Source organism: Fontimonas sp. SYSU GA230001, assembly GCF_040066175.1.
Lineage (GTDB): Bacteria > Pseudomonadota > Gammaproteobacteria > Nevskiales > Nevskiaceae > Solimonas.
Genome location: NZ_JBEAAM010000035.1, coordinates 1 through 12,497, shown reverse-complemented (window position 1 = coordinate 12,497; position 12,497 = coordinate 1). Strand labels below are relative to the sequence as shown.

The window sequence follows — 12,497 nt, the reverse complement described above, 5'->3', positions numbered from 1 at the left end:
TTCAGCCCTCGACCGCCTTCTTCGCGGCTTCGTTCTTGATCTCGCCGGCGTGCGTCAGGCAGGCCTTGGCGAGCACCTCGTCGTCCCAGTTGACCGCGAACTTCTGGTCCTTGTCGAACATCAGCTCGATCAGGTTGAACTGGTTCTTCGCGTACAGCTCGGACGCGTGTTCGGCCAGCAGCGAAGGCACGTTCAGCGGCGCGACGATCGTCACCTGGCCGATCTGCACGGTCTCGCCCGGCTTGGTGTACTCGCAGTTGCCGCCGCCTTCCGCAGCGAGGTCCACGATCACCGCACCGTTCTTCATGCCATCGACCTGCGCCTTGCTGATCAGCTTCGGCGAAGGGCGGCCGGGGATCGCAGCGGTGGTGATGATCAGGTCCGCCTGCTGGATATGCTTGGTCACGACCGCGGCGACCTTGTCCTTCTCTTCCTGCGTCAGTTCGCGCGCATAGCCACCGGCGCCGCGCGCATCGACGCCGGTATCGACGAACTTGGCGCCCAGCGACTCGGCCTGTTCCTTGGTCTCCGGACGCACGTCGTAGCCCTCGACCATCGCGCCGAGCCGGCGCGCGGTGGCGATCGCCTGCAGACCGGCCACGCCCAGCCCCATCACCAGGCACTTGGCCGGCCGGATTGAGCCGACTGCGGTGGTCATCATCGGCAGGATGCGCGCGAGATTGGTCGCACCCAGCAGTGCGCCGTAGTAGCCGGCCAGCGCGGCCTGCGACGACAGCGCGTCCATCGCCTGCGCGCGCGTGATGCGCGGCACCAGTTCCATCGCGAAGCAGGTGATCCTGCGGTCGCGCATCAGCTTGACCAGTTCCGGCTCGCGGTGCGCATAGACGAAGGACAGCAGGATCGCGCCCTCCTTCATCGCCGCGATCACCTCGGCCGGCGGCGGCTGCACCGAGACGACGATATCCGCGTCCGACACCAGCCCCTGCGGATTGGCCGCAAAGGTGACATTCTTGAATGCGCTGTCCGGGATGCGGCTGTCGGCGCCGGCGCCGGCCTGCATGTGGATCGCACAGCCCAGCTTCGCCAGCTTGTCGGCAACGGCTGGCACCATGGCCACGCGCCGCTCGTTCGCGCGCGTTTCCTTGAGCACGGCAATCTTGACCGCCATCTACGGCTCCCCTTGTGAGACTGGTTCGGCCCCCGGTCCCCCCGGGGCGGCCGCAAAGTCTAGCCCAAGGACTGAGGAATAACACCCAGCCCGACGGGCCGTTGCCGGCCGCTTCGGGGCGGTCAGCGCCGCCCGACCGGCGTAGGATGACGGCAGGCCACTGCCGCAGGTCGAAGATGAAAACCCGCACGCCGCTCCGTGATCTGCCGCCGCTGCCGCTGCAGGAGGCCAGCGAGCTGATCGCGCGCAGCAAGTATTTCCTGCCCGGCGAGACCCTCGACGGCATGCGCCGCCGCCTGGCGCACACGCTCGCGCGCGTCGAGGCACAGCCGGACCGCTGGGAAGAGCTGTTCTATCGCACCCTGCACTACGCGTTTCCGGGCGGCCGCATCATGGCCAATGCCGGTGCCGAGGATCACAAGCCGGGCGTATCGACGATCAACTGCACGGTGTCGCGCACGATCGAGGATTCGATGGCCGGCATCATGCAGGCGGCGTCCGAGGCGGCGCTGACGCTGCGTGCCGGCTGCGGCATCGGCTACGACTTCTCGACGCTGCGGCCGCGCGGCGCGCCGGTGTCCGGCGCCGGCGCGACCACCAGCGGACCGCTGCCGTTCATGGACGTGTTCGATGCGATCTGCCGCACGGTGTCCAGCGCCGGCGGTCGCCGCGGCGCGCAGATGGGCTGCCTCGACATCGGCCATCCGGACATCGAGGATTTCATCGTCGCCAAGCGCGAGGCCGGCCGGCTGCGCGCCTTCAACCTGTCCTGCCTGATCAGCGACGAGTTCATCGCCGCGGTGCGCGAGAACCGCGAGTGGGCGCTGGCCTTCCCGGCGCTGAGCGACGAGGAGAAGGCCGGCGAGATCGTCTGGCGTCGCTGGCCGCTGCGCGAACCGCAGTACACCGTCAACGAACGCGGTGAAACCGCATGCCGTGTCTATAGACGTGTCGCTGCGCGCGCGCTGTGGGATCTGATCATGCGTTCGACGTACGCGTATTCCGATCCGGGCTTTCTTCTCATCGATGAAATGAATCGCATGAACCCTTTGTGGTTCTGCGAACACCTGCGCGCGAGCAATCCATGCGGCGAACAGCCGTTGCCCCCATTCGGATCGTGCCTGCTCGGCTCGGTGAATCTGGCCGCCCTGGTGAAGAAGCCCTTCACCGCCGACGCGCAGTTCGATTTCGACACCTATGCCGAAGTCACGCGCGTGTTCGCGCGCATGCTCGACAACGTCGTCGAGATCCACGGCCTGCCGCTGCCGCAGCAGCGCGACGAGATCTTCAACAAGCGCCGGCACGGCATGGGTTACCTGGGTCTGGGCTCGGCGCTGACGATGCTCGGCATTCGCTATGGCTCGAAGGAGTCGGTCGAGTTCACCGAGCGCGTGACACGCGCGCTGGCCGTCGAGAACTGGCACGCGGCACTGGCGCTGGCGCGCGAGAAGGGACCGGCGCCGGTGCTCGCCGCCGAACACGAGGTCACGCCCGCGCATCTGGCGCTGCGGCCGGAACTGGCGCGCGATGGATACAAGGCCGGCGACCGGCTGCCCGGGCGCGTGCTGCACGCACGCTATTCGCGCTACTTCCAGCGTCTCGCCGAGATCGAGCCGGCGCTGGTCGGCGAGCTGGCCGATGTCGGCGCGCGCTATACGCACGCGACCTCGATCGCACCGACCGGGACGATGGCGGCATCGGTCGGCAACAACGCCAGCAACGGCATCGAACCGAGCTTCGCGCACAGCTACACGCGCAACATGATCGTGCCCGGCGAGAAGGCCAAGCGCGCGATCCGCATGGAGTCCTACGAGCTGCTCGCCTACCGGTTTGCCGTGGACGCCCAGGTCGATGCCGAACATCTGCCGCAGGCTTTCTCCGGCACCGCGGCGGGCACCGATCCGAGGGAACACATCGACGTGCAGGCGGCCGCGCAGCGCTGGATCGACTCGTCGATCTCGAAGACGATCAATGTCCCGTCGGACATCGACTACGAGTCCTTCAAGGATCTGTATCACTACGCGATCGACCGCGGACTCAAGGGCTGCACGACCTTCCGCTTCAATCCCGAAGTGCACCAGGGCGTGCTGGTCGCCGACCAGGACCTGGCGCAGACGACCTACGAATTCCGCCTCGACGACGGCACGACGGTGCGCCTGCCCGGCAACGCCCGGGTCGAGTACGAAGGCGGCACCTACACTGCCGCGAATCTGTACGATGCCCTGAAGGAAGGCTTCTACGGCAAGCTCTGATGGAGCACGGCGCATGACGAAGAAGGACAAGGTCACCCGCATCGACCGGCGCATCACCGGCTGGTCGGTGTCCCGCGAAGCGCCGCCGGCCGCCACAACGCAGGACGTCAACCCGCTGACCCTGCGCATCGACCGCCGCGAGGAGGGCAGCTGGGAATCGACGACGACCAAGATCACGCTGACCTCGTCGAGCGGGCGCAAGACGATCTACTTCGTCATCGGCTTCGGCGTCGTCTGCGGGCGCATGAACGGCCAGCCGGTGTGCATCGAGCGGCCGCTGGAGTTCTTCGTGCCCGCCGGCCAGACCGCGGCCGAGCACCAGTGGGTGTCGGCGACGATGCGCACGTTGTCACTGGCTGCGCGCGGTGGCTTCCTGATCAAGGCGCTGGCGGACCTGCGCAAGGTGTCCTGGGACCGGGGTCCGGTGTGGTACGGCAAGACCAAGTCCGGCAAGGGGCTGGTCCACGATTCCGAAGTCGCCGCGATCGCCTGGGCGATCCAGCAGGAGCTGCACAAGCGCGGCTTTCTCGACGAGCTGGGCAACGAGCGCCCGGTCGAAGCGCTGGCCGAGCACTACGCGCGCACACGCTACTACCGCGACGCGCTGCCGGTCGATAACCCACACGTCAGCGTCGACGCCCCTGCTGTGCCGATGCTGGATGCACACGCCGTCGTCGGCCAGTGCCCGGACCCGAACTGCCGCGGCGACATGGTGATGAAGGACGGCTGCCCGACCTGCCTGGATTGCGGCTATTCGAAGTGCGGGTGAGCCGGCGCCGACTCACGTACCGGCGGCCAGCGCGCCGTATCAATGGTCTGCCGGTAGGCGTGCCAGGTCGCGTGGCCGAGCAGCGGCAGCAGCACGATGAAGGCGAGATAGGCGGTCAGCACGCCGACCAGCACGCAGGCGACGATGACCGCCGCCCAGACGGCCATCGCCGGCTTGTTGCGCAGCACGGCGTTGACGCTGGTGACGACGGCGGTGACGGTATCGACCTTGCGGTCCATCAGCATCGGCAGCGAGAACGCGCTGGCGGCGAAGATAATCGCGCAGAACAGCGCGCCGACCGCGCTGCCGATACCGAGAAACCAGGCCAGATCGTGAAGGCTGCGCGCGCTGCTGTCGGGAAAGAACACGTGCAGGATCGTCGCCGCCCGCGCCCAGACCAGGAACACCACGGTCAGGATCATCGCGAACACCATCGCGTTGCCGAGCTGCTGGCGCGCATCGGCGAGACTGCGCAGCAGGCCGACCGGCTCGCCGCGGTCGAGGCGGATGCTGATCGCGTACAGGGTCAGCGCCAGCCACGGACCGACGAACACGAAACCGGAGAGCAGGCCCAGGTACAGGCCGAGGTCGCCCCACCACCAGGTGAGCGCAGTGATCGCGTAGCTCATCAGCGCCATGACCAGTCCGTAACAGAGGCTCTGGCGCGGCGCGCGGCGCAGATCGGCCCAGCCCAGACGCAGCCAGCCGAAGGCCGCGAGTGCCGGCACGGTGCGGCACGGCGCGACGAAAGGCAGCGCATCCGGTTGTTCAGGCGTCGTCATGCGTGGCATCCCCGCTACCCCCGCACTTATGGGCGATCCGCGATTCCGGCGTCAACGGGCGGCGACCTGCCTTAGCATGGCGGCATGAACCTGCATTCATCCGTCGCGCCGCCGGCCGGCACGGAATCCGCGGAACCGACGCTGCACACGCGCGCGCTGCGCGCGGCGGTCTGCGTCGTGCTGGCCGCGGCCACCTACGGGCTCGCGCCGGAGCCGGCGACGCTGCGTGCCGGCCTCGCGCTGTTCGTCCTGACCGGCGGGCTGTGGATGACACAGGCGCTGCCGCTGGCGGTCACGGCGCTGCTGGTACCGGTGCTCGCCGCGCTCACCGGACTGGCGACGCCGCGCGCCGCGCTGGCGCCATTCGCGCATCCGGTGATCTTCCTGTTTCTCGGCAGCTTCGCTCTGGCCGCGGCCCTGCAGGCGCAGAACCTGGACCGCGCGCTCGCGCTGCGCGTGATGCGCGCAGCCGGCAACGACCGGGCGCGCGCGGTGCTGCTGCTGTGTGCGTTGGCGGCGGCGCTGTCGATGTGGATCAGCAATACCGCGACGGCGGCGATGATGCTGCCGCTGGCGCTGGGCCTGCTGCGCGACGACGCCACGCCGCCGGATACCGCTGCCGGCACCGCGCCGGGTTCGCGCGAGACCGTGTTCGTGCTGCTGGCGCTGGCCTACAGCTGCAGCATCGGCGGCATGGCCACGCTGATCGGCAGCCCACCGAACGCGATCGCCGCCGCGCAGGCCGGCATCGGCTTCGCGCAATGGCTGCGCTACGGACTTCCCGCCGCGCTGCTGCTGTGGCCGCTGATGATGGCGCTGCTATGGTGGCGGCTCAGGCCGCGCTTCGACGGCGGCGCGGTCGTGCACGAGGCCACGATCGCCTGGAACGGGCCGCGCCGTGCCACGGTCGCGATCTTCGCGCTGACGGTGGCGGGCTGGATCGGCGGCGCGCCACTGGCCCGGGTTCTGGGCGTCGGTGCCGACAGCGACACCGTCGTCGCACTGTGTGCGCTCGTCGCGCTGGTCGCGAGCGGCTGTCTGGGCTGGCGCGAGCTGGAGGCGCGCGCGCACTGGGGCGTGCTGCTGCTGTTCGGCGGCGGCCTGGCGCTGTCCGAGCTGATGCAGTCCAGCGGTGCCAGCGGTTTTCTCGCCGGACAGGTGCTGGCGCTGCTCGGCGATGCGCCGCGCATCCTGCTGCTCGGCGCGGTGCTGCTGTTCGTGATCTTCCTGACCGAACTGGTCAGCAACACCGCCAGCACCGCGCTGGTGCTGCCGATCCTGCTGCCGGCGGTGCTCGCGCTCGGCCTGTCGCCGCAGTCCGCGGCGGCCGGCGTGGCGATCGCCGCCTCCTGCGCCTTCATGCTGCCGGTGGCGACGCCGCCCAACGCGATCGTGTTCGCGACCGGCCGCGTGCCGCAGTCGGTGATGATGCGCTGCGGCCTGTGGCTGAACCTGGCCTGCGGGATCACGCTGACGGCCGGGGTGTGGAGCGCATCGCGATGGCCGTGAACGAGATCGTCGCCGGCCTCGCCGGCGGGCTGGGCCTGTTCCTGCTCGGCATGCTGATGATGACCGAGGGACTCAAGCTCGCGGCGGGGCCTTCGCTGGAGCGCATCCTCGCCAATGCGACGCGCACGCGCTGGCACGCGCTCGGTTCCGGCATCCTGGTCACCGCGCTGGTGCAGTCGTCGAGCGCGGTGACCGTGGCCGCGATCGGCTTCGTCAACGCCGGCCTGCTCGGCCTGGGTGGCGCGCTATGGGTGCTGTTCGGCGCCAACGTCGGCACGACGATGACCGGCTGGATCGTCGCCCTGCTCGGACTCAAGTTCAAGGTCGAGGCGCTGGCCCTGCCGCTGATCGGCATCGGCGTCGCCCTGCGCGTGACCGGCACCGGCACGCGGCGCGGCGCCGTCGGCGAGGCGATCGCCGGCTTCGGCCTGCTGTTCTTCGGCATTGCGCTGCTGCAGGACTCGTTCAGCGGGCTGGCCGCGCAGGTGAGCCTGCCGCAGGGCAGCGGCGCGACCGCGGTCGTCGCGCAGGTCGGCATCGGCGCGCTGCTGACCGTGCTGATGCAGTCGTCGAGCGCGTCGATGACCATCGCGCTGACCGCCGCGCAGGGCGGCCTGTTGACGCCGCAGGGCGCCGCCGCGGTGGTGATCGGCGCCAACATCGGCACCACGGTGACGGCGGTGCTCGCCGCCGCCGCGGCCACCTCGAACGCACGCCGCGCCGCCGCCGCGCACGTGATCTTCAACGTCGTCACCGGCGTCGTCGCGCTGCTGTTGCTGCCGTGGCTGATCGACGCGCTCGCGCAGCTGCGCGCGGCCCTCGGCCTGCCCAGCGACCCGGCGGCCAAGCTGGCGCTGTTCCACACGATCTTCAACGTGCTCGGCGTGCTGCTGATGTGGCCGTTCGCCGGGCGGCTGACGGTGTGGCTGCAACACCGCTTCCGCGTGCGCGAGGAGGACGAGGGCGCGCCGCGCTATCTCGATGACACCACGCTGGGCGTGCCGACGCTGGCGGTCGATGCGCTGGAGCGTGAAGTCGCGCGCATCGGTGCACTGGTGCGCCGCATGCTGCGCGCCGTGCTCGACGGCGCCGGCACGACCGCACTGGCGCCCGATCAGGCCGTCGCAGTCCGGCTCGACGCCGCGGCGCAGGCCTTCGTCGAGCGCATGAGCCGGGCAGCGATGTCCGAGGCGACCAGCGAGCACCTGGCTGGCGTCCTGCGTGCGCTGCGCTACCACGAGACCGCCGGCGAGCAGGTCGCGGCCGCGGCGGCGCTGAGCACCGGCACCCTCCTGTCCGCCGGCGCGCAGCACGCGCAGGACGGTTTCGTGGACGCCGGGATCCGGCTGCTCGACCAGATCGAAGCGCTGCAACTGCCGTCCTGCCTGCACGACCTGGCTGCCGCGCTCGAACAGATGGAACGCGCTTACGAGGGACTCAAGGTGCGCTTGCTCGCCGACGGTGCAGCCGGCATCGTCAAGCTGACCGTGATGGAGGCCGCGCTGCGTCGCTACAGTGCGCTGCGCCGGGGCTTGCAGCAGGCGGCCAAGGCGGTGTCTGGCGCGCATGGGCCAATGCCCGCTGCCACCCCCCGGTCCGTTTGAGTGCATGACTGCGGTGAGGCTTGGAGACCGTCCGATGAGAACCGTCATTCGACTTCTGGCGCTGGCCGTGCCGGCCGTGCTGCTTTCCGGCTGCATCACCATCGGCGACGCGCGCAAGCCGATCACCGGCATCTTCGTCGCTGCACCTCAGCCCGAAGCCGAGCGCACACTGGTCGTGGTGCTGCCGGGTTTCGGCAATGCGGCCGAGGACATGCGCCAGCAGGGCATCGCCGAGGCCGTGCACCGGCACTGGCCGGAAGCCGACGTGCTGCTGACCAACGCGACCTTCGCGTATTACAAGGAACGCAACATCGTCGAGCGTCTGCAGGCCGATGTCATCGCGCCGGCACGCGCACAGGGCTACCGGCAGGTCTGGCTGGCCGGCGCGTCGATCGGCGGCATGGGCGTGCTGTTCTACGAGTACGCGCATCCCGGCGCGGCCGACGGCCTGGTGTTGCTGGCGCCGTGGGCCGGCGACCGCAAGCTGATCGACGAGATCGCCGCGGCCGGCGGTATCGCGCAATGGCAGCCCGGCGAGGTTCCGGCGGCGATCGACGCCGACAACTACCAGCGCGAGATGTGGCGCGTGGTCAAGCGCTGGAGCGAGGACGAACAGCGCCGCCAGCAGGTCTGGCTGATCTGCGGCGACCACGACCGCCTGCTGCAGACCTCGCGCCTGATCGCGCCGGCGCTGCCGGACTCGCACTACATCGAGATCCCCGGCGCGCACGACTGGAAAACCTTCCTCGCCGCGACCGAGCGCGTGATCGGCGCGATCCGCGGCCGGCGCGCCATAGCCCAGGCCGCGGCGGATCGAGGGTATTAGCCATCCGGCTAATGGACACCGCGGGGGGGGGGGGTGGGATAGCATAACCGCCGTTCACTCGACTGTCGGACACCAAGGCAGCGATCACTTCCAGAGGGACGGAGGGAAACATGAAGACGGGAATCACGGGCGCCGCAACGGCGCTTGCGGGACTGCTGTCGGCCTGCGGCGGCGGGGGCGACAGCGGAAGTGGTGGCGGCTATTCCTGCGCCTACATGCCGGGCGAGGTGCGTTCGACCTCGGTGGCGACGTTCTGCCAGCAATGCACCACCGAGAACCCGGACGCCGTGGCCGACCGCAACCAGGGTTCCTATGCGGCAGCGATCGTCCCGCTCGGCCAGCGCACGACGACGATCACCGACACCTACAGCGGGCCGGGTTTTCCTGTCGGATCGAAGGCTGGCGCGCTGATGAGCTTCCTCGGAGGCGCCAGTGTCGAGTCGGTGACGCTGACGACGCTGCAGGACGGCGTGCAGCGCGAGTCCTTCAGCGGTGCGGCGCTCAGCACCACGAGCACCGGCGGTGCCACCGCGGCGACGACCTACGTCTGGTTCGAGACCACCCTCGAATTCAACAGCCTGCAGATCGTGGTCAACGCCACCAGCGGCAACGAGTTCCGCATCTACGAGTTCTGCGGCGATTCGTGATCAATCCCAGCTCAGCGCCCCGCCGGCCTGGTATTCGATGACACGCGTCTCGAAGAAGTTCTTCTCCTTCTTCAGGTCGATCAGCTCGCTCATCCACGGAAACGGATTGCCCGCATCGGCGTAGAGCGGGTCGAGGCCGATCTGCACGCAGCGGCGGTTGGCGATGTAGCGCAGGTAATCGGCGAACATGTCCGCGTTGAGGCCGAGCACGCCGCGCGGCATCGTGTCGGTGGCGTAGCGGTATTCGAGTTCGACGGCCTGTTCCAGCAGGCCGCGGATCTCGGCGCGGAAAGACTCCGTCCACAGTTGCGGATTTTCGAGCTTGATCTGGTTGATCAGGTCTATGCCGAAGTTCAGGTGCATGGACTCGTCACGCAGGATGTACTGGTACTGCTCGGCGGCGCCGACCATCTTGTTGCGGCGGCCGAGTGCGAGGATCTGCACGAAGCCGACGTAGAAGAACAGGCCTTCCATGATGCAGGCGAAGACGATCAGCGAGCGCAGCAGACGCTGGTCGTCGGCCGGCGTGCCGGTGCGAAAGGCCGGGTCGGTGAGCGTGTCGATGAACGGCAGCAGGAACGCGGCCTTGTCGCGGATGCTCGGCACCTCGTTGTACATGTTGAAGATCTCGCCTTCGTCGAGGCCGAGACTTTCGATGATGTACTGGTAGGCGTGGGTGTGCAGCGCTTCCTCGAAGGCCTGGCGCAGCAGGTAGCGCCGGCATTCGGGGCTGCTGATGTGGCGGTAGGTGCCGAGCACGATGTTGTTCGCCGCGAGCGAGTCGGCGGTGGAGAAGAAGCCGAGATTGCGCTTGACGATCTGGCGCTCGTCGTCGGTCAGGCCGCGCGGATCGTTCCACAGCGCGATGTCCGCGGCCATGCTGATCTCCTGCGGCATCCAGTGATTGGCGCAGCCGTGCAGGTATTTGTCCCAGGCCCAGCGGTACTGCGGACGAATGGTGGTTTCGCCACCGGCGCGGCCGTTGAGGACGCCGCTGGCGGGTTCGAAATCGGTCAGTCGTGCGTTCATCGGAGGATCGGCGGCGTGATGGAAGACCGGCGCGTGCCGGTCAGCTGGTGGGTGATGGCCGCCTTGAGCGGTGGCAGGCGCTCGGCGATGCGCAAGACCGCACCGCGCAGCAGGCGTGCCGGGGCGCGTTCGTCGGTGTAGAGGCCGACCAGCGCGTTGGTGCCCAGGTACAGCGGCCGGCTGGCGCGGCGATGTTCGCGCTCGTACTGGGCCAGCACGGCCAGATCGCCGAGGTCCTGTCCGCATTGGCGTGCGTTGCCGAGAGTGCGCGCGAGGCTGTCCACGCCGTACAGGCCGAGGTTGTAGCCGTGCGCGGTGACCGGGTGCATGCCGACCGCCGCGTCGCCGATCAGTACGGCGCGCTGCGTCGCGAAGCGGTGCGCATAGACCGCGACCAGCGGATAGGAATAGCGCTCGCCGATCAGCCGCAGCCTGCCCAGCCGCGTGCCGAACTGCTGCTGCAGACTCGCGGCGAACGCGCCGGGCGGCATGCGCAGCAAGGCTCCGGTCTGATCGGACGAGACGGTGACGACGGCCGACACCTGCCGGTCGTTGAGCGGCAGCATCGCCAGCGTGCGGCCGTAGCCGAAGCACTCGTAGGCGATGCTGTCGGCGGGGCCATCGTGCGCGAGCCGGCAGACGATGACGGTGCGGCCGAAGTCGCGCTGCTCGGCGCCGATGCCCAGCTGGCGGCGCGTGTCCGAGAAGCGGCTGTCGGCCGCGACCAGCAGCGGCGCGCTCAGGGTTTCGCCGCCCGCCAGCTGCACGCGCGCCGCGTCGGCATCGACGCTGAGGTGCTCGATGCGCGCGTCATCACGCAGGCGGACCGAAGGCCGTGACAGCGCCGCGTCGAAGGCCGCCTTGCGGATGACGTGATTGGGAACGAGATAACCGAGTGCATCGAGGCCGGAGCCGGACGGTTCGAAGCCCAGGTAGCCCGACGAGGTGCCGTCGAGGACGCGCGCGGCGCGGATCGGCGCGATGTCCCGTGTATCGAAGCGCTGCCACAGCCCGAGCGTTTCGAGAATGCCGACGGCGCGGTGGGTCAGCGCGATCTCGCGGCCGTCGTCCTGCGGCGCGGCCAGCGCGGCGCGCGCTTGCCGTTCCAGCAGCGTGACCGCAAGGCCGCGATCGGCAAGCGCGCAGGCCAGCGCCAGGCCGGCCGGCCCGGCGCCGATGATCAACACGTCCTGGTGGCCCGACATCCCGATCCCCCACTGATGGCGGGGCGATCCTAGGAATCCGCGGGAAGGTCGAACCTTGACCTGAGTCAGTGCCGGCCGGTCGCCGGTGTGAATCGCGGCGTCAGCCGAAGTGGCAGACGTAGTCGAGGGTTTCGAGGGTTTCGATGTCGAAGGCCGACTGCCCCGGCACCGCGAACGACTGGCCGCCGCGGTACTCGGTCCAGGCGTCGCTGCCGGCCAGGCGCACGCGGCAGCGGCCGCCGAGCAGTTCCATGACTTCCGGCGCGCCGGTGGTGAAGCGCAGGGTCGAGGGCAGGATCACGCCGACGCTCTTGCGCGTGCCGTCGGGCAGCAGCACGGTGTGGCTGACGCACTTGCCGTCGAAATAGACGTTGGCCTTCTTGACGACGGAGACGCCGTCGAACTGCGGAGCGGTCATCGGTCAGTCCACTTCGACCATCTGGAAATCGGCCTTGGACGCACCGCAGTCCGGGCAGGTCCAGGATTCCGGGACGTCGGCCCAGGCCGTGCCGGGGGCGATCCCTTCGTCCGGAAGCCCTTTGGCTTCGTCATAGACGAAGTCGCAGATCAGGCAGCGCCACTTCTTGTACTGCATGGAACTCTCGCGGGTGGTGCAGAAAAGGCCGCGCATGTTACGCCAAAAAAAAGGTTCTTCACCCAATTCCGGGGAACGCTGCGCGGATTTTGAGGAAGAAGTAGTGGTCGTCGCGGAAGCCGTAGGCCATGCGCTTGATGACCTTGATCT

The 12,497-nt window shown here is 68.9% G+C and carries 12 protein-coding genes; 6 read left to right on the top strand and 6 right to left on the bottom strand.

The annotated features are described in order from the left end of the window. Position 1: 1 nt before the first annotated feature. A complete protein-coding gene (locus AAG565_RS14945) occupies positions 2 to 1,129 on the bottom strand; it encodes an NAD(P) transhydrogenase subunit alpha (protein ID WP_348820446.1) in 1,128 nt (375 codons plus the stop codon). Between the two features lie 176 nt (positions 1,130 to 1,305). Here AAG565_RS14945 and AAG565_RS14940 point away from each other — a divergent pair, with 176 nt between their 5' ends. Together AAG565_RS14940 and AAG565_RS14935 are read left to right on the top strand one after the other, a co-directional pair. Further along, positions 1,306 to 3,381, top strand: a complete 2,076-nt coding sequence (locus AAG565_RS14940) for an adenosylcobalamin-dependent ribonucleoside-diphosphate reductase (RefSeq protein ID WP_348820445.1) — start codon at positions 1,306 to 1,308, stop codon at positions 3,379 to 3,381. 13 nt (positions 3,382 to 3,394) lie between these two features. After that, positions 3,395 to 4,150, top strand: coding sequence for a ribonucleoside-diphosphate reductase (locus AAG565_RS14935; RefSeq protein ID WP_348820444.1), 756 nt, complete (start codon positions 3,395 to 3,397; stop codon positions 4,148 to 4,150). Here the strand turns inward: AAG565_RS14935 and AAG565_RS14930 are convergent. After that, entirely contained in the window at positions 4,132 to 4,932 is an 801-nt protein-coding gene (locus AAG565_RS14930; RefSeq protein ID WP_348820443.1) for a DUF2189 domain-containing protein, read from the bottom strand. The two genes, AAG565_RS14935 and AAG565_RS14930, sit on opposite strands and share 19 nt — an antisense overlap. Before the next feature lie 84 nt (positions 4,933 to 5,016). On the opposite strand from AAG565_RS14930, the gene AAG565_RS14925 reads away from it, so the two are divergent. The 4 genes from AAG565_RS14925 (at position 5,017) to AAG565_RS14910 (ending at position 9,518) form a co-directional block, all read left to right on the top strand. After that, a complete protein-coding gene (locus AAG565_RS14925) occupies positions 5,017 to 6,441 on the top strand; it encodes a DASS family sodium-coupled anion symporter (protein WP_348820442.1) in 1,425 nt (474 codons plus the stop codon). After that, on the top strand, positions 6,432 to 8,045 hold the full coding sequence (locus tag AAG565_RS14920; protein ID WP_348820441.1) for a Na/Pi symporter: 1,614 nt from the start codon (positions 6,432 to 6,434) through the stop codon (positions 8,043 to 8,045). Before AAG565_RS14925 ends, AAG565_RS14920 begins: the two co-directional genes overlap by 10 nt. Positions 8,046 to 8,079: 34 nt before the next feature. Continuing rightward, positions 8,080 to 8,871 carry an alpha/beta hydrolase gene (locus AAG565_RS14915; protein ID WP_348820440.1) on the top strand — a complete coding sequence of 264 codons (792 nt, stop codon included), beginning with the start codon at positions 8,080 to 8,082 and terminating at the stop codon, positions 8,869 to 8,871. A gap of 110 nt (positions 8,872 to 8,981) precedes the next feature. Beyond that, positions 8,982 to 9,518 (top strand): hypothetical protein, encoded by a 537-nt coding sequence (locus tag AAG565_RS14910; RefSeq protein WP_348820439.1) that lies wholly within the window; start codon positions 8,982 to 8,984, stop codon positions 9,516 to 9,518. On the opposite strand, the gene AAG565_RS14905 is transcribed toward AAG565_RS14910, so the two are convergent. The 4 genes from AAG565_RS14905 to AAG565_RS14890 all read right to left on the bottom strand — a co-directional run bounded on the left by AAG565_RS14905 (position 9,519) and on the right by AAG565_RS14890 (position 12,347). After that, the gene (locus tag AAG565_RS14905; protein WP_348820437.1) at positions 9,519 to 10,547 is read right to left on the bottom strand and encodes a ribonucleotide-diphosphate reductase subunit beta; all 1,029 of its coding nucleotides are present in this window, start codon (positions 10,545 to 10,547) and stop codon (positions 9,519 to 9,521) included. It lies immediately after the preceding gene. After that, positions 10,544 to 11,752, bottom strand: a complete 1,209-nt coding sequence (gene ubiM / locus AAG565_RS14900) for a 5-demethoxyubiquinol-8 5-hydroxylase UbiM (protein WP_348820436.1) — start codon at positions 11,750 to 11,752, stop codon at positions 10,544 to 10,546. The genes AAG565_RS14905 and ubiM overlap by 4 nt, the downstream gene beginning before the upstream one ends. A 100-nt stretch (positions 11,753 to 11,852) precedes the next feature. Next, on the bottom strand, positions 11,853 to 12,170 hold the full coding sequence (locus AAG565_RS14895; protein WP_348820435.1) for a pyrimidine/purine nucleoside phosphorylase: 318 nt from the start codon (positions 12,168 to 12,170) through the stop codon (positions 11,853 to 11,855). A 3-nt stretch (positions 12,171 to 12,173) separates the two neighbouring features. Continuing rightward, a complete protein-coding gene (locus tag AAG565_RS14890; protein ID WP_348820434.1) occupies positions 12,174 to 12,347 on the bottom strand; it encodes a rubredoxin in 174 nt (57 codons plus the stop codon). Positions 12,348 to 12,497 lie beyond the last annotated feature (150 nt).